This window comes from Gordonia amicalis (genome assembly GCF_022059885.1).
GTDB lineage: Bacteria > Actinomycetota > Actinomycetes > Mycobacteriales > Mycobacteriaceae > Gordonia > Gordonia amicalis.
The window spans coordinates 484,504-500,336 of the sequence record NZ_CP091855.1 but is presented as its reverse complement, the minus strand read 5'-3'; the positions used below and the strand labels follow the sequence as shown (position 1 = coordinate 500,336).

General features: G+C 66.9%; 16 protein-coding genes, 1 tRNA gene and 2 pseudogenes. 11 read left to right on the top strand and 8 right to left on the bottom strand.

What is annotated here, in order from left to right; all coding sequences use genetic code 11:
• The first annotated feature begins 16 nt into the window (after window positions 1-16).
• Window positions 17-1,414 (top strand): dipeptidase, encoded by a 1,398-nt coding sequence (locus IHQ52_RS02335; protein WP_006435112.1) that lies wholly within the window; start codon window positions 17-19, stop codon window positions 1,412-1,414.
• Window positions 1,415-1,695: 281 nt separating this feature from the next.
• Window positions 1,696-2,061 (top strand): helix-turn-helix domain-containing protein, encoded by a 366-nt coding sequence (locus IHQ52_RS02330; RefSeq protein WP_238064045.1) that lies wholly within the window; start codon window positions 1,696-1,698, stop codon window positions 2,059-2,061.
• 73 nt (window positions 2,062-2,134) lie between these two features.
• Here the strand turns inward: IHQ52_RS02330 and IHQ52_RS02325 are convergent.
• Window positions 2,135-2,734, bottom strand: a pseudogene (locus IHQ52_RS02325) (lipocalin family protein).
• Window positions 2,735-2,875: 141 nt separating this feature from the next.
• Window positions 2,876-3,301, bottom strand: coding sequence for a DUF7144 family membrane protein (locus IHQ52_RS02320; protein ID WP_006435109.1), 426 nt, complete (start codon window positions 3,299-3,301; stop codon window positions 2,876-2,878).
• A 201-nt stretch (window positions 3,302-3,502) separates the two neighbouring features.
• Between IHQ52_RS02320 and IHQ52_RS02315 the strand changes: the two genes are divergently transcribed.
• Window positions 3,503-3,576: transfer RNA gene (locus IHQ52_RS02315), tRNA-Pro, on the top strand.
• A gap of 126 nt (window positions 3,577-3,702) precedes the next feature.
• Here IHQ52_RS02315 and IHQ52_RS02310 read toward each other — a convergent pair.
• From IHQ52_RS02310 to IHQ52_RS02295, 4 genes are read right to left on the bottom strand one after another with little or no spacing between them, the layout of a single operon-like run.
• On the bottom strand, window positions 3,703-3,894 hold the full coding sequence (locus IHQ52_RS02310; protein WP_006435108.1) for a hypothetical protein: 192 nt from the start codon (window positions 3,892-3,894) through the stop codon (window positions 3,703-3,705).
• A gap of 20 nt (window positions 3,895-3,914) precedes the next feature.
• Complete coding sequence (locus tag IHQ52_RS02305; protein ID WP_006435107.1) at window positions 3,915-4,610, bottom strand: haloacid dehalogenase type II; 696 nt, start codon at window positions 4,608-4,610, stop codon at window positions 3,915-3,917.
• A 34-nt stretch (window positions 4,611-4,644) separates the two neighbouring features.
• Window positions 4,645-5,652: a metallophosphoesterase gene (locus IHQ52_RS02300; protein ID WP_006435106.1), complete on the bottom strand. Its 1,008-nt coding sequence runs from the start codon at window positions 5,650-5,652 to the stop codon at window positions 4,645-4,647.
• A 53-nt stretch (window positions 5,653-5,705) separates the two neighbouring features.
• Window positions 5,706-8,159 carry a penicillin-binding protein gene (locus tag IHQ52_RS02295; protein WP_096272867.1) on the bottom strand — a complete coding sequence of 818 codons (2,454 nt, stop codon included), beginning with the start codon at window positions 8,157-8,159 and terminating at the stop codon, window positions 5,706-5,708.
• Window positions 8,160-8,475: 316 nt separating this feature from the next.
• Here IHQ52_RS02295 and IHQ52_RS02290 point away from each other — a divergent pair, with 316 nt between their 5' ends.
• Complete coding sequence (locus IHQ52_RS02290; RefSeq protein WP_024499565.1) at window positions 8,476-8,787, top strand: WhiB family transcriptional regulator; 312 nt, start codon at window positions 8,476-8,478, stop codon at window positions 8,785-8,787.
• Between the two features lie 86 nt (window positions 8,788-8,873).
• Here the strand turns inward: IHQ52_RS02290 and bagB are convergent, their stop codons facing one another.
• Entirely contained in the window at window positions 8,874-9,968 is a 1,095-nt protein-coding gene (gene bagB / locus IHQ52_RS02285; RefSeq protein WP_024499564.1) for an ArsA family ATPase, read from the bottom strand.
• Window positions 9,968-11,038 carry an ATPase BagA gene (gene bagA, locus IHQ52_RS02280; protein ID WP_006435102.1) on the bottom strand — a complete coding sequence of 357 codons (1,071 nt, stop codon included), beginning with the start codon at window positions 11,036-11,038 and terminating at the stop codon, window positions 9,968-9,970. The genes bagB and bagA overlap by 1 nt, the downstream gene beginning before the upstream one ends.
• 43 nt (window positions 11,039-11,081) lie before the next feature.
• On the opposite strand from bagA, the gene IHQ52_RS02275 reads away from it, so the two are divergent.
• The 7 genes and pseudogenes from IHQ52_RS02275 to IHQ52_RS02245 all read left to right on the top strand — a co-directional run bounded on the left by IHQ52_RS02275 (window position 11,082) and on the right by IHQ52_RS02245 (window position 15,784).
• Complete coding sequence (locus IHQ52_RS02275; protein ID WP_006435101.1) at window positions 11,082-11,246, top strand: Sp36 family protein; 165 nt, start codon at window positions 11,082-11,084, stop codon at window positions 11,244-11,246.
• A 2-nt stretch (window positions 11,247-11,248) separates the two neighbouring features.
• Complete coding sequence (locus tag IHQ52_RS02270; RefSeq protein WP_006435100.1) at window positions 11,249-11,722, top strand: RidA family protein; 474 nt, start codon at window positions 11,249-11,251, stop codon at window positions 11,720-11,722.
• 7 nt (window positions 11,723-11,729) lie between these two features.
• Window positions 11,730-12,491: a TSUP family transporter gene (locus IHQ52_RS02265; protein ID WP_096272869.1), complete on the top strand. Its 762-nt coding sequence runs from the start codon at window positions 11,730-11,732 to the stop codon at window positions 12,489-12,491.
• Window positions 12,492-12,545: 54 nt separating this feature from the next.
• Window positions 12,546-13,886 (top strand): MFS transporter, encoded by a 1,341-nt coding sequence (locus tag IHQ52_RS02260; RefSeq protein ID WP_096272871.1) that lies wholly within the window; start codon window positions 12,546-12,548, stop codon window positions 13,884-13,886.
• Window positions 13,850-14,066: pseudogene (locus IHQ52_RS02255) on the top strand (hypothetical protein). The gene IHQ52_RS02260 and the pseudogene IHQ52_RS02255 overlap by 37 nt, the downstream one beginning before the upstream one ends.
• Before the next feature lie 148 nt (window positions 14,067-14,214).
• Window positions 14,215-15,360, top strand: a complete 1,146-nt coding sequence (locus tag IHQ52_RS02250; protein ID WP_096272873.1) for an SPFH domain-containing protein — start codon at window positions 14,215-14,217, stop codon at window positions 15,358-15,360.
• A 7-nt stretch (window positions 15,361-15,367) separates the two neighbouring features.
• Window positions 15,368-15,784 (top strand): DUF2628 domain-containing protein, encoded by a 417-nt coding sequence (locus tag IHQ52_RS02245; RefSeq protein WP_006435095.1) that lies wholly within the window; start codon window positions 15,368-15,370, stop codon window positions 15,782-15,784.
• Window positions 15,785-15,833 lie beyond the last annotated feature (49 nt).

The window sequence follows — 15,833 nt, the reverse complement described above, 5'->3', positions numbered from 1 at the left end:
ACAGGGAGATGTGTGCATGGATGACGCGACATTGCGAGATCGGGTGCGGGAGTTGATGCCTCGTGCGAAGTCGGATCTGGCGGAGATGGTGCGGTTCCGCTCGGTTCACGACCCGCAGCAGTTCCCGGTGGAGGAATGCGACGGCATGGTCGAATGGCTGTTGGGAACGTTCCGCGAGCTGGGTGTCGAGGATGTCGCCGCGCATGTGACCAGTGACGGGTCCAAGGCGGTCACCGGGCAGATCCCCGGTCCGGAAGGTGCGCCGACCGTCCTGCTGTACTTCCATCACGACGTGCAACCGCCCCTCGGTGAGAACGAATGGGATTCGCCGGTGTGGGAGCTGACGGAACGGGACGGTCGCTGGTACGGACGCGGTGCCGCCGACTGCAAGGGCAACATCGCCGTGCACCTCACCGCGCTGCGTGCCCTCGCCGGCGACCTCGGAGTGACCGTGAAGATCATCGGCGAGGGCTCGGAGGAACAGGGGACGGGTGGGCTCGAGCATTTCGCGGTCGAGCATCCCGACCTGTTGCGTGCCGACACCATCCTGATCGCCGACTCCGGCAACTTCGCTGTCGGCAGACCGAGTCTCACGACGACGTTGCGCGGCATCGCCAACATCGACGTCACGGTCGAAACCCTGGGATCGGCAATGCATTCCGGCATGTTCGGTGGGGCCGCGCCGGATGCGCTGGCCGCCCTCATCGCGATGCTCGCCACTCTGCGCGACGAGCACGGCAACACCACCATCACCGGTCTCGACGCCGATGCCGAGTGGCCTGGCGTTTCCTACCCGCCCGAACAGTTCCGTTCTGATGCAACGGTGCTCGAGGGCGTCGAGCTCGTGGGATCCGGATCGGTGTCGGACATGGTGTGGGCGCGTCCCGCCGCGACCGTGCTCGGCATCGACTGCCCGCCGGTGGTCGGGTCCTCCGCGGCGGTCCAGCCACGCGCCCGGGCGCGCATCAACCTGCGCGTGCCGCCGGGAATGGACCCCACCTACGCCCAGGACGCGCTCATCGAACACCTCCGGGCGGCCACCCCATGGAATGCCCGGGTGTCCTTCGAGCGTGAGGCGGTGGGATCGCCGTTCGTCGGCTCGACATCCGGTCCGGCCTACGAGGCGCTCACCGACGCGCTCGCGGCCGCCTACGGCGGCGAGGAGGTGCTGATCCAGGGGCAGGGTGGATCGATCCCGCTGTGCAACGTCCTGCAGAGCACCTTCCCCGACGCCGAGATCATGCTCTTCGGTGTCGAGGAGCCGCGGTGCCTGATCCACGCCCCCAACGAGAGCGTCGATCCGACCGAGATCGAGCGGATCGCGCTCGCCGAGGCCCTGTTCCTACGTGACTACGCGTCCCGCGCGGCCCGGGCCGGCCGGGATTCGGCCAACGCCGGGCCAGGCGGCGCCTAGCGCGGGTCCGATAGCTCGCGAAGGTGGACGGCTGACCCAGTTCCTGAGCGAAGTGGATAGGGAAAGTTCGCGTGTCGCAGCACAATCCCGAGACGAAGACCCATGAAATTGGGACCAAAGGCCCAAGACCGGGAACACCCCCGTCGGTAATGTCTGATGCCGGGTGGGAGAACTCTCGTGGAAGGAACAAGGTGGGCCCAGGTCCCATTGGTCGTGACGGGCAAGTGATGAACATTGCGCCGGAACATGTTTCGCGTAGCGAACAGGTTTCCCGTGTCGGAGTGTCGGACTTGCGAACGAGTGAGCGGTATTTGCGCGCCGCGGTCACCGACCTCATCGAGCGTAATTTCCGCGACCCGGATTTCAGTGTCGAGGTCGTGGCGCGGCACCTGCATGTGAGTCGCCGGCACCTCTATCGGGTTCTCGCCGGCAGTCCCACGTCGCTGGCCGAGATGATCGCCGACCGCCGTCTCGACTGGGCCCGTGGCCTGCTGACGGGCCCGGGGAATCCGAAATTCGAAGCGGTGGCACATGCTTCGGGCTTCGCCTCGACGGCGACGATGCGGAACAGATTCCGCGCCAAGTACGGGCTCACCCCTGACGAATTCCGGCGCGCCGCAACGGTTGCCGACGCGGAAGCCAGCTGATGCATTTCGGCGCAAGCACTTTGGTGCTTGCGCTGAAATGGTTTCGATCGTCGTGTTCAGTGGCGGTTCGCGATCACAGTATGCAAAGCGGCGAGTAGTCACTGCGTCCACCGGTCGTCGGTGAGACGAGGAACGTGCACGGGTTGAACCCCACCTTCTCTATCTCCTTGGTCAGCCGACGCAGTTCGGAGTCGGACACGACCTTGTCGCGCGAGAGCAGGAATCCCGAGGCGCGAGTGGGTCACCGACGATCGCGTACTTGTACGGACCGTTCGGGTTCTCGCCGTCCTCGATGTAGGCGATGATGTAGTTCGGCGCCCCGTTGGGGTTGATGCTGGCGGGTGTCTGCGGGAACCGCACACTCAACTGGGCATTCGTCTTGGTGTCCACCACGGTGGCGCGCCCGATCACGCCGCCCCGCATGCCGGTGGGTCCGGTGCACTGGTTGTCGACACCGATGGTCTTCTCATCGATCCGGGTGTAGAACGCGCGCAGGTCACGCCCCAGAACGAGGGGACGGTCGCCAGCTGCCACCATTTGCCGAGGTAACGGTCGACGTCGACGTAGGCCACCGGGGCCAGGGGCGCGGCCTGCGCCGGACCGGTCCCGATGACGAAACCGATACCACGACGATGCCGGCGACAAGGGCTGCAAGGGTGTGTGTGACGCGCATGGTGTTCCTTTCGTGGGCCGATCGTCTACGTCGAGTCCCGATCGGCTGTCTGAAGAGTGTTCAGACCGCACGCGGTCACGGATGGGTCATGGGCACCCGGCAGGCCATGTCGGCGGGCATCATCGCTGGTGAAACGAAAGATCACATGTTGTAGACGTTGTTCGGGTTCCAGGTGGAGACCGCCCAGATGACGATGAGGTCGAGGACGATGATCAGGATCGCCCAGGCCGGGTAGTAGGGCAGCCACAGGAACTGCGCGATGATCGACAGTGACGCGATGACGATGGCGGCGATGCGCGCCCAGTCCGCACCGACCGCGAGTCCGCCGGCGACGAGGATGCCGACGATGCCGAGGATCAGGTGAATCCAGCCCCACGCGGTGAGGTCGAATTCGAAGACGTAGTCGCGGCCTACGACGAAGAGTTCGTCGTTGGCGATCGCCGAGATGCCCTGGAAGACCGAGACCAGGCCTGCGACGAAGAGCAGGGCGGCGGCGACGATCGAGATCCCGAAGGCGAAGCCCTGTTTGGCCGACGAGTTCGCCTGCTGGTCGGGGGTGGCGCTCATGGTGGCGTCCTTTCATGGTGGGGAACGCCGGCGTCCAGAGATCCTGGCGCGACGGCGCGGTGGCGTTGTTGCGGGTGGACCTTAACCAAGGATGGGACATCCGACCCGTGTCCCACAGCGTTTCGCTCAGTTCCGGCACATCTTTGAGCAGGCGATTTAGTACTCGGCGGGGGTCGGGTATAAGCTATCGCAGGCTACACACGGGGTGTGGCGCAGCTTGGTAGCGCGCTTCGTTCGGGACGAAGAGGTCGTGGGTTCGAATCCCGCCACCCCGACAGAGATCGGCCACGGTCGATCACAGAGATGTGTTGGTTGAGACACAGCAGTGAAACCCCGGTCGGCAGAGATGCGGCCGGGGTTTCCTCGTCTTCGCCGGTGACCTCGCAGTGGAGAGCGCGGGCTCAGATCTTCTGCTCGGAAGAGACACGATCGCCGAGGTGAGCGAGGATCTCGGGGTCGGCGCTGACGAACCGGTCGACCTCTTCGCCGCCGTCACAGCGCAACAGACTCACGGTGACATCCTCGGGACCGCGGCGGACGACCCGCCAGCAAGCACCGGAGTCCTCCCAGCGCCGCAGATCGTCGAGGGTCATGACGCAACGGGCTCCTTCGCTCAGCAACCCAGCTGCCGGGCCAGGTCGAGCAGATCGGTGGCGTGGAAATCGTTGTCCGGCGAACCGGAGTCGTCCTTGGGTTCGCCACCCCATTCGGCCGGTCGCTCGACGAACGCGGTACGCAGGCCGAAGGAGCGGGCGGCGTCGAGGTCCGACTGATGCGTCGCGACCATCATCACCTCGTCCGGTCGGACCTCGAGGAGTTCGGCGAGGCCGCAGTACGTCTCGCGCGCGGGTTTGTAGTGACGCCAGAGGTCGGAACCCCCGATGACGTCCCACCCGAAGCCGTTGTGTCGTGCCATGTCGGTCAGCAACGCCACGGTCCCGTTGCTGAGAGCGCACACGATGCGGTCCCGCTTGAGGCGCCGGATGCCTTCGGCGGCGTCGGGCCAGCCGGGGATGGTCCGCCACGCACGCACCAGCGCGCGGCTCTGTTCGGCGTCGAGAGTCACGCCGAAGGCCCCTGCGACCTCCCGGAGGGTCTCGGTCTGCAGGTCGTCGAGACGACGCCAGGGGAGCTCTCCGGCCTCGACACGCGCGAGGATCGGCGAGTAGCGGCGACGCCACTCACGCGCGAAGTCGGCGGAGTCGACCTCGGGGACGATCAGCGCCACGGCACCGGAGATCCCGGTGAACCAATCGGTGACCGTACCGAAGGTGTCGAACGCCAGGACCTTCACGCCGAGCGCGTTCACGAGTCGATCGACCCCCGGTGTGTTCGGGGGACGCTCACAGGGACTCGCGTGCCAGCTGCGGCAGCGACTGGTCGGCGTCGTAATCGGCGTCGCCGTGCGAGACCGGCGTCAGGGTGATGAGGCTGGCCTCCGGGCGGCAGCAGAAGCGGACGGGCGCGTACGGGGATGTGCCGAGGCCGGCGCTCACGTGCAGCTTCATCGACGACCCCCAGTTCGACGGTCCCTTCACCCGGGAACGGTCGATGTGGCAGTTGGTGACGAGCGCCCCGAAGAACGGCAGGCACAGTTGCCCGCCGTGGGTGTGGCCGGCCATCACGAGGTCGTAGCCGTCGGCGGCGAAGCGGTCGAGGACCCGCGGCTCGGGCGAATGCGTGAGGCCGAGGCGCAGGTGCGCCAGCGGGTTGGGGCGCCCGGCAATGGTCTCGTAGCGGTCCCGCTCGATGTGCGGATCGTCGACTCCGGCCGCGACCACCCGCACCCCGCTGACCTCGAGCTCACGCACGGTGTGTGTGGCGTCGAGCCAGCCGCGTTCGGTGAACGCCGCCCGCAGGTCCTGCCACGGAAGCGGTTCACCATACGTGCGCTGGTGATCCTTCTTGAAGTACTTGAACGGATTCTTCGCCTTGGGGCCGAAGTAGTCGTTGGAACCGAAGACGAACAGACCCGGACGCGACAGGAGGCCGCCGAGGGACTGGATCACCGCGGGCACCGCCTGCGGGTGCGCGAGATTGTCGCCGGTGTTGACCACCAGATCTGGTTCCAGCGCCTCGAGCTCGGAGATCCACGCCTGCTTGAGCCGCTGGTTGGGCATCATGTGCAGGTCGCTGATGTGCAGGACCCGCAGGGGAGAGGCGCCGGGTTCGAGGACCGACAGCGTCGTGTGGCGCAGGGCGAAGGCGTTGCGCTCGATGACCGTCGAGTAGACGAGGCCGGCCGCGGCGAGTCCCGCGGCACCGATCAGTGCGCGCGAACCGACCCCGGAACCGGGTGAACCGAGGCGTGAACGGCCGAGGCGTGCGAAGTCGAGTTCGGAGTGTTGCATCTGTTCAGAATACGCATCACCGAGCGCATGCCCACCCGTTCCCGGCCCCGGGCTCAGCCGGGTAGCTGGATCACGACCGGGCCGACACCGGGAACCACCACGGTGGTCTCGGTGGGACCGTTGCCGCCGTCACCGCCACCGGCGCGACGACCGTTGCTGACGTAGATGGTGACCGTGCTGCCGGGCATCGCGGAATCCGAGGGTGCGGTGAACACGACCGTGCCCTTGGGGCGGCCGCTGTCGACCTCGAGCTCGTTGACCTTGAACCCGGCCCGTTGCAGGCGTGAGGTCGCCTCACTGGCGGTCAGTCCGCTGACCTGCGGGATTCGTCCGCGGTCACTGCCGTTCCAGTATTCGCGGTCGATCGGAGGGAGCCGGACCGGACCGAACTTGGTCGCGACCGGTTTCACCGCCTGGAACCATGTCCGCGCGGGTTCCATACCGCCGAACACGTTGCCTTCGTAGCAGGACCGAAGCGGACTGGTGCACACACCCTGCGGGTTGGGGCCATCGCTGTAGACGTACGCGGCGCCGGCGATCTGGTTGGTGAATCCGACGAACGCCGACGACCGGTATGCCTCGGTCGTGCCGGTCTTACCCGACATCGGAAGCGTCCAGCCGACCGAACCCGCGGCGCCCGCGGCGGTACCCGCACCCACGTCGTCCTTGCTCATGGTGACGGCGAGGGTGTCGGCGAGACCCTTGTCGACGACCTGTTCGCAGCCCGGAGCGTTGAACGGGACCGTGGTGAGGGCACGCTGCCCGTCGGGCCCGATCACCGGGTTGCCGTACTGATCGCGCTTCACCCGGCTGATCGACTTGATCGGGTTGGGCGGGCACCAGACGCCGCCGGAGGCGATCGTCGCGGCGACGTTGGCGAGCTCGAGCGCGTTGATGGGCAGCGGCCCTAGCGTGAACGAACCGAAGTTCCCGTCCTTGACGTACTGGGCAATGCTCTTCTCGCCGTTTCCCGACGAGCCGGGGACGGTGTAGGAACGCAGGCCGAGGCGGACGGCCATGTCGACGGCCGGCTTCACGCCGACCTGCTGCAGCAGCTTGACGAAAGCGGTGTTCGGCGATTGGGCGAGCGCATCGGTCACCGACATCGCCGCGGGGTAGCGGCCGGCGTTCTTCACGCAGTAGGCGTTGGCCGGACACCCGTTCACCCCGCCGCTGTTACCCATGCCCTCCACGGCGACGAAACCGGGCACCGGGATCGTCGACCCGGCGCCGAGACCCTTCTCCAAGGCCGCAGCCACGGTGAAGATCTTGAACACCGAGCCCGCGCCGTCGCCGACCATCGAGAACGGTTGCGGCTGCATCGTCTCGCCGGCATTCAGGTTCAGTCCGTAGCGGCGACTCGACGCCATGGACAGCACGTCGTGGGACTTGTCCCCGGGACGGATGGTGCTGATGACATCCGCGACACCGTCGGCGGTGGGACTCGCCTGGGTCTTTGCCGCACGGTCCGTTGAGCGCTGCACGTCGGGGTCGAGGGTGGTCTGGATGATGTACCCGCCTCGCAGCACGGAGTTGCGCGACATCCCGTTCTCGGCGAGGAACTGCAACGCGTAGTCGCAGAAGAAGCCCTTGTCGTCGGCGGCGATGCAGCCCTGAGTGGGCGTCCGCGGACGCGGGAGCACGCCCAGCGGCTTCTCCTTGGCCGCCATCAGCTCGGCGCGTCGTTCGGGGAAGTTGTCGATCATCGTGTCGAGTACGAGGTTCCGGCGCGTCAGCGTGTCCTCGGCGTTGCTGTAGGGGTTGAGCGCCGAACTCGACTGCACCATGCCCGCGAGCATGGCCGCCTGCTCTACCTGCAGGTCCTTCGCCGGGATCCCGAAGTAGGTCTGCGCGGCCGCCTCGATGCCGTAGGCGTTGTTGCCGAACGGGACGACGTTCAGATAGCGGGTGACGATCTGCTTCTTCGCCTCCTGCTTGGCGGCGGCGTCGTCGAGACCCTTGTCGCGCTTGGCCTCGTCGATGAGGGTCTGTTCGAGCGTGAGGGCCATGCGCACCTCGCGCAGCTTGCGCGCCGGGGTCGTCTCGACCGCGGCCTGGCGGTCGGCCTCGGTGCGGGCGAGCACGAGCAGTTGATAGTTCTTGATGTACTGCTGATCGAGCGTCGACGCACCCTGCTGGACCTCGCCCGACGACGAGTTCTTCAGCGCGGCGCGGATGGTGCCCTTCCAGTCGACGCCGTCGTGCTCGAGGAAGCGCCGGTCCTCGACGGAGATGATCGCGCGGATCATGTCGGGCGAGATGTCGTTGTATCCGACCTGGTAGCGGTACTGGTCGAACAGCACCGCGATCGGCTTTCCGTTGGCGTCGGTCATCGTGGTGACCTCCGGCAAGGTGCCGTTCAGGAGTTCGGAGGAGACGTTCTCGACTGCCGCGGCCGCCCGGTTGGAGACGACTCCGACCCCACTGGCCACCGGATACATCAGGCCCGCGACGAGAACCCCGGCCAGCAGGCTCGCCCAGGCCAGTGACCACAGTTTCTTCGACATCACCCCGACAGGATACGTGCGATCGGTCCGAACATCGCCCAGCCTCGCCCCCGAGATCCGACGGGACCGTTGTGCCTGGACACGATCCCGGCGTGCTCGAAGAACGGCCCGACCGCGCGTCAGTGCAACCGTCCGATCGGATGAGTTTGCACGGTGGTCCCACTTTGTTGCGCTCCAGGGGTTGCGCACCCATGCACAGATCCCTAGATTGAGTGCAGAATGTGACTCACTTAACAGTTTGCTGTAAATGTGGTCTGAGCAGCGAGTTGAGCCCCGGCTTCGGGGACATGCGGAACACGATGAGTAGGGGTGGCGGATGGCGACAGCGGCAGTTTCTACCGGAGAAGATCGCTTGGCCTGGGTGGCCAGAGCACGATGCCGAGGCGGAGACCCGGACGATCTGTTCGTGAGAGGAGCAGCCCAGCGCAAGGCCGCCACGATCTGCCGGCACTGCCCGGTACAGCTCGAATGCGGTGCCGATGCCCTCGACAATCGCGTCGAGTTCGGTGTGTGGGGTGGCCTGACCGAGCGTCAGCGTCGCGCACTCCTGCGCCAGCATCCCGAGGTCACCTCGTGGTCGGCGTTCTTCGAAGCCCAGCGCCGGCGTCAGCGCGCCGACGCGGTCTGACCCACCAAGACACATCAGCAAACGCAATTCGGCTCGACCGACGGAAGCCGGCCGAGCCGATTGTCATCAGTCGGTGGTGAAAGCGCTCAGCCCCGTCCGGTGATCTGCTCCGCGACTGCGCGCAGTGCGGTCACGTCCGCGACCTCGAACGGCAACGCCGGGACCCCGACGATCGGGACCCGCGGATGGGCCGCCGTGAATCTCTGCAGCAGATGGAGTTCGCGCTTCGCGGTGGCGGCCCGGTCGGCGTGGATCTGTAGCACCCCGCGAGTCAGGTCGTCGGTGACCGACTCGAGTGCCACCAGCGCCGCCTCCTCGTGGATCGAGGTCAGGTTCGGGTGGGTCCGGTTGAGGATCAGACCCGCGAGCGGCATCGTCTCCTCCGACAGCCGGTCGACGAAGAATGCGGCCTCACGCAGCGCGTCGGCCTCGGCCGCGGCGACCACCGCGAACTGGGTGCCCGGCTGCTTCAGCAGTTCATAGGTCTTCAGCGCGCGGTCCTGGAAACCGCCGAACATCGAGTCCAGGGACTGCACGAACGTCGCGACGTCGCGCAGCATGTCGCCGCCGATGATGGTGGAGACGCCCCGCATCGCCAGGCTCATCGCCCCGGTCACCATTCGGCCGACACCGCGTCCGCCGCCGACCAGCACCTTCATCAGCCGACCCGACAGGAACGAGCCGAGACGCTGCGGCGCGTCGAGGAAGTCGAGGGCGTTCCGGGACGGTGGCGTGTCCACGACGATGAGGTCCCAGTGCTCCTGCTCGAGCAGCTTGCCGAGCTTCTCCATCGCCATGTACTCCTGCGTGCCGGAGAACGACGACGCGACCGTCTGATAGAAGGCGTTCTCCATGATCGCCTCGGCGCGTTCGGGACTGGAGTACTCGAGCACCATCTCGTCGAAGGTGCGCCGCATGTCGAGCATCATCGCGTCGAGCGTGCCCTTGCCATCGATCGGAACCGGCTGCGGCTCGTTGGTGAGCTGCGACATCCCGAGTGACTGTGCGAGCCGCTTGGCCGGGTCGATGGTGAGGACCGCGACGGTGCGGCCCTGCTCGGCTGCGTACATCGCCATGGCGGCCGCGGTGGTGGTCTTGCCGACGCCGCCGGCACCACAACAGATGACGACGCGGGTCGCGGGGTCGGTCAGCACCGCCCCCATCTTGAGGTCGAGTGGCATCACGCACCCGCTTTCTGGAGAAGGTTGGCCAGCTCGTAGATGGAACCGAGGTCGATGCCGTCGCCGAGGGACGGCAGTTCGAGGGTCGGCAGTTCGACCTCGTCGAGCTGGGCCTTCGCGATCTGCTGTGCCTGCAGGCGGGTCGCATGTTCGATGGTCTCGGTGAGCAGCCCGGACAGATCACCGTCGGCGAGCTTCACGCCGGCGGCGCTCAGGTTCTCCTCGATGCGCGAGGCATCGATCTGTCCCTCGGCGATCTCGTCGATCGTGTCGGCGGGCAGGTGCGGTGCACTGACCCGGTTGATGATCAGGCTGCCGAGGTTGAGGTTCTTGCCGCGCAGCTCCTCGATCGCCTCGATGGTCTCCTGGATCGGCATCGCCTCCAGCAACGTCACCAGGTGGACGACGGTCTCCTCGGAATGCAGCAGGCGGACGACACCCTCGCTCTGGTTACGGATCGGACCGGTCTTGGCGAGGTCGGCCATCGCCTGGGTGACGTCAAGGAAATTGCCGATCCGGCCGGTCGGCGGTGCGTCGACGACCACCGCGTCGTAGACGCGCTCGCCCTGCTTGTCGGTGTGGATGATGCGCTCTTTGATCTTGCCGGTGAGCAGCACGTCGCGCAGACCCGGTGCCACCGTGGTCACGAAGTCGATGGCGCCGATGCGCTTCATCGCCCGGCCGGCGAAGCCGAGGTTGTAGAACATGTCGAGGTATTCGAGCAGTGCGTGCTCGATGTCGACGGCGAGCGCCGACACCTCGCCCCCGCCTTCGGCAGTCGCGATCCTGGTGTCGGTCGGCGGCAGCGGCGGTATGTCGAAGAGCTGCGCAATGCCCTGCCGGCCCTCGGTCTCCACCAGGAGAACCTTCTTGCCGTCGGCGGCGAGTGCGAGCGCGAGCGCCGCCGCGATGGTCGTCTTACCGGTCCCGCCCTTACCCGAGACGAAGTGCAACCGGGCGCGCGATGCCGCGTCCGGCCACTCGTTCGCGTCCGCAACGGAAGAGTTGTCTGTCACGCCGGAATCGAGACCTTCCCCCGCCCCGGAACGTGAGCCCTGTTCATTGGCCACCGCAACACCTTATCCATTGATCGTCGGCAGATAGGGTGAGTCCATGACTGAAGTGACCGCGTGGGAGTACGTGACGGTGCCGCTGCTGACGCACGCAACCAAACAAATCCTCGATCAGTGGGGCGCCGACGGCTGGGAACTGGTGTCGGTGCTGCCCGGCCCGACCGGTGAGCAGCACGTGGCCTACATGAAGCGACCGAAGGGCTGAGCATGGCTGCAACCTGGACAGATCGACTCGCCGAGCTCGGCATCGCGCTACCCGACGTGGTGCCTCCGGTGGCCAGCTACACCCCGGCCGTGCGGACCGGCAACCTCGTCTACACCTCGGGACAGCTCCCAATCGTCAACGGCGAACTCTCGGTGCACGGCAAGGTGCACGACGGTGCCGAGGGCGTCGTGCGTCCGGATGAGGCCACCGATGCGGCGCGCGCCTGCGCGCTGAACGCGCTCGCCGCGGTGCACGCACTGGTCGGTATCGACTCGGTGGTGCGCATTGTCAAGGTGGTCGGTTTCGTCGCGTCGGCCCCTGGCTTCACCGGTCAGCCGAAGGTCATCAACGGTGCGTCGGATCTGCTGGGCGAGATCTTCGGCGACGCGGGAGTTCACGCTCGTTCGGCCGTCGGTGTCGCCGAACTGCCGCTCGGTGCACCCGTCGAGGTGGAGCTGATCGTCGAAGTGGCCTGACGTCTCTTTGGACGTCGCGCTGCTGGTCGTCGCGGCCGCAGCCGCCGGATGGGTCGACGCCGTGGTCGGCGGCGGTGGATTGGTGTTGATCCCCGCGATGCTGATCGCGCAGCCCGGCCTGCCGACGGCGACGGCACTCGGCACCAACAAACTCGCCGCGGTCTTCGGCACCGCATCGGCAGCCTGGCGCTATGTGCGGCACGTGCGCGTCGATCTACGACGGCTCGTCCCGGTGTTCCTCGCCGCGCTCGTGTTCTCGGCTCTCGGTGCGCTGGTGGCGATCTCGTTGCCGACGGAGATCTTCACGCCGATCGTGCTGGTGATGCTCGTCGGCGTGGGACTCTTCGTCGCGCTGAATCCCGGGTTCGGCGGCGACACGTCGTCGGGCCCGCGGTCTCGCCTGTCGACGATCGCCGGCCTGGTGATCGCCGGTGTCGTCGTCGCGTTCTACGACGGGGTGATGGGTCCCGGAACCGGGGCCTTCCTCATCATCAGCCTCACCGCTCTCGTCGGGACGACGTTCTTGGAGAGTTCGGCGATGGCAAAGGTCATCAACACCGGTACCAACCTCGGGGCGCTGACCGTGTTCGGGCTCCAGGGAAATGTGCTGTGGCTCTTGGGTCTCGGACTCGCAGTCGCCAATATCGTCGGCGCCCAGATCGGCTCGCACATGGCCATCGGGCGCGGTAGTTCGTTCGTGCGGTGGGTGCTCCTGGCCGTCGTCGTGGTGATGGTGGGGAAGCTGGGGTACGACCTGATCACCGACTGATCCACGTGCGCAGGCGAAAAGGCGTGGCGGTGCCGGGCCGGAACGGGAGATGCGGTGGGGGTGAACGCCCCCACCGAATCCGCCGCCGACTCGACGCGCGTCGCGATCCAGCGTCGCACCGTCGTCCTGCTGTGCCTGGTTCAGGTGCTGGGCGGCGTCTCGATGGGCGGTGCCCTGGCGCTGGGCGCGATTCTCGGTGAGGAGCTGTCCGGGACCGAATCGCTGGCCGGGTTGCCGGCCACGGTGTTGACACTCGGCGCGGCAGCAGCCGGGCTACCGCTCGCGGCGCTGGCGTCGGCGCGCGGTCGGCGACCCGCGCTCGCCACCGGGCTGATAGTCGCTGCCACCGGCGCGCTGATCGTGGCCTTCGCTGGGGACCGCGGCTGGTTCCTGCTGATGCTCGCGGGGATGATCGCGCTCGGATCGGGGACGGAAGTCAGCCTTCAGGCCCGGTTCGCGGCGACGGACCTGGCCGCGCCGGAGACACGGGGTCGCGACCTGTCGCTCGTGGTCTGGATGACGATGGTCGGCGCCGTCGTCGGTCCCGCGCTGGTTCCGCTCGGGGCGCCGGTCGCGGGTTGGGTCGGGATGGCGGACATGGCGGGGCCGTTCCTGTTGGGCGCCGTCGGGTGCCTGTGTGCGGCAGCCGTGCTCCTCGTCGGTCTGCGGCCCGACCCGCTCGTGGAAGCGAATCGTGGAGTTTCCGAATCGACATCGAGACCATCTCTGGCGGAGGGGCTTTCGGCGATCATGCAATCACCCGCCGCCCGAGCGGCGTTGGCGGCGGTCGTCTCGGTGCATGCAGTGATGGTCGGGGTCATGGTGCTGACGCCCGTTCACCTGCACCACGGCGGCGTGTCGGTGACGCTTGTCGGACTCTCGATCAGCGCCCACATCGCCGGGATGTTCGCGCTCTCACCGCTGATGGGCATCCTCGCCGACCGCGCTGGAAGAGTGCCGGTCATCCTCACCGGTCAGGCCGTTCTCGTCGTCAGTTGCATCGTCGGGTTCGTGTTCGTCGACTCCCAGGCCGGACTCGTCGCCGCACTGGTCCTACTCGGCATCGGGTGGTCGGCGTCCACGGTCGCGGCGTCGACCCTGCTGACCGACGCCGTAGAGGTCATCAGACATGCTGCGGCACAGGGTGTCTCGGACACCTCGATGAGTCTCGCCGGAGCCGGGGCGGGTGCGCTGGCCGGGGTCGTGGTGGGTGCGTTCGGATACGCCACCCTCGTACTCGGTGCCGGGACGATCGCGGTGGTCACCGCCGTGTACGTGGTGGTCGACGGTGCGCGCGGGCGCCGGCAGGCCGCGATGGCCTACAGTCCGATCATCGGCCTTGCAGGGGAGGGATCAGCGTGTCACAGCAACTCGTCGGACGAACGGGTGTCGTGACACTGGCGATCCCCGGGGGAGAGACTCTCGGCGAGATCGAACTGCCTTTCGGCGGAGGGACAGAGCGGTTCCTGGCGCGCGCCACGGAACCGCTCACGAGACACCCCGGTGCTGGTGATCGCCGAACTGCCCGGCCGGGTCGTCGACGTCGAACGCTGGACAACGCTCCCCGGGCTCTGACCTGCATCGCCGGTGCATGTGAATGGATGATCGGCGCCGGCAGCGAGATGAGGCAGTATGTGCTGCAACGATGCGATGATTTGCGATCGGCAACCTTGATGTGACGACACGAAACAATGCAAGACGCACCTGACGCGAGGAGAAGAGCATGCTCGGTTACTACGTCCCGGAACCCGACGAGGCGATGCTCATCTCGGGTGCGAAGGCCCATGAGGGCGACGCACCGTTCGTCGTGATCGTCGGCCACGGCAAATGGGTGATGCCCTTCTTCCGCAAGGTCCGGTTCCTGTCGATGGCATTGCACGAGGCCTCGATCCGTGAGGTCTGCGTGACCACGCAGGGCATCCAGCTCAACGTCCGCGCAGTGATCGCGCACAAGGTCGGCAACGACGTCGTGTCGATCGTCAACGCCGGCCAGCGATTCATCTCCGAGCAGGAGAACGAGATGAATCAGCTGACCGGACAGATCTTCTCCGGCCATCTCCGATCGATCGTCGGTTCCATGACGGTGGAGCAGATCATCCGCGAACGCGACACCCTCGCCCGGCAGGTGCTCGAGGCCTCGAAGAGGGAGATGGGATCGATCGGCCTGGTGGTCGACTCGTTCCAGATCCAGTCGATCCACGACATGGACTCCGGCTACATCAACGCGCTTGCCGCACCGAACATCGCGAAGGTGCAGCGCGAGGCCGCTGTGGAACGTGCTCGGGCCGACCAGGAATCGGCGAAGGCGCAGCAGGAGTCCCTGCGCAACCAGGCCGACTACGAGCGGGAGACCGCGATCAAGCGCGCGGCCATCAAGGCCGAGACCGACAAGGCCAACGCCGAGGCCGCCCAGGCCGGCCCGCTCGCCCAGGCGAGGGTCAACCAGGAAGTCATCCGCGAGCAGTCGGTGCTGGCGCAGGCGCAGGCCGAACTGCGTGAGCAGGAACTGATCTCGGAGGTCGTGAAGCCGGCCGAGGCCGAGGCGCGTCGCCGCGCGATCATCGCCGAGGCCGAGGCCGAGGCGAAGGCCGTGGAGATCCAGTCGGCCGCCGCCGCGCAGCACAACCGGATCGCGCTCGACCAGCAGCTCATCGAGGCGCTGCCGACCCTCGTGGGTGAAGTCGCCAAGGGGCTCAGCACCGCCAACCTCACGGTGTACAACGGCGCCGAGGGCGTCAACGAGATCATGACCGGCGTCATCACCCAGGGCGCCGCGCTCCTGCGCAGTCTGCAGGATCAGGTCGCGCCGACCGTGCTCGACGAGGCGTCGGACCAGTCCGTGAACGGCACCCCGGTCAGTGGGGTCTGAGGAACAGATGACCTTCTCCGAACAGCCCCTCCGTGACCACGCCGTACCGCCGAGCTGGCACAGCCGATTCGCCTTCTTCGACGCCTACGGCCCGCCGGCGGATCCGCCGTCCCGAGAGGCGATGAAACACTTGCCCTTCGGGCAACGGGTGCGCATCACCTTCAATCCACTGGCGTTCTTCTTCGGGCCGATCTACTTCGCGGTTAAGGGCATGTGGCGCAAAGGCCTGATGCTGTTCGGGCTGACGCTGGTCTTCAATGCGCTGCTCCTGGCCCTGAACGTCCCGAGCAGCTTCGACATGGCCATCGCGTGTGGTGTCGGTGCGCTGTACGCGACGACCGCGAACTACGCGTGGTACCTGCATGTCCGGAATGACAACCGTTCGTGGAACATCTTCGAGGGCACGACTCGCAGCAAGGGCTGAGTCGGGATCGGCTCACGGTGGCCGGATGGCCGAGCCGGGTGACCGGGGC

Coding starts and splice junctions, on each gene's coding strand:
- IHQ52_RS02335 (WP_006435112.1), top strand. CDS start 17: ATGGATGACGCGACATTGCGAGATCGGGTGCGGGAGTTGATGCCTCGT.
- IHQ52_RS02320 (WP_006435109.1), bottom strand. CDS start 3,301: ATGAGCGCCACCCCCGACCAGCAGGCGAACTCGTCGGCCAAACAGGGC.
- IHQ52_RS02310 (WP_006435108.1), bottom strand. CDS start 3,894: ATGACCCTCGACGATCTGCGGCGCTGGGAGGACTCCGGTGCTTGCTGG.
- IHQ52_RS02300 (WP_006435106.1), bottom strand. CDS start 5,652: ATGCAACACTCCGAACTCGACTTCGCACGCCTCGGCCGTTCACGCCTC.
- IHQ52_RS02295 (WP_096272867.1), bottom strand. CDS start 8,159: ATGTCGAAGAAACTGTGGTCACTGGCCTGGGCGAGCCTGCTGGCCGGG.
- IHQ52_RS02290 (WP_024499565.1), top strand. CDS start 8,476: ATGGCGACAGCGGCAGTTTCTACCGGAGAAGATCGCTTGGCCTGGGTG.
- bagB (WP_024499564.1), bottom strand. CDS start 9,968: ATGCCACTCGACCTCAAGATGGGGGCGGTGCTGACCGACCCCGCGACC.
- IHQ52_RS02275 (WP_006435101.1), top strand. CDS start 11,082: ATGACTGAAGTGACCGCGTGGGAGTACGTGACGGTGCCGCTGCTGACG.
- IHQ52_RS02270 (WP_006435100.1), top strand. CDS start 11,249: ATGGCTGCAACCTGGACAGATCGACTCGCCGAGCTCGGCATCGCGCTA.
- IHQ52_RS02250 (WP_096272873.1), top strand. CDS start 14,215: ATGCTCGGTTACTACGTCCCGGAACCCGACGAGGCGATGCTCATCTCG.
- IHQ52_RS02245 (WP_006435095.1), top strand. CDS start 15,368: ATGACCTTCTCCGAACAGCCCCTCCGTGACCACGCCGTACCGCCGAGC.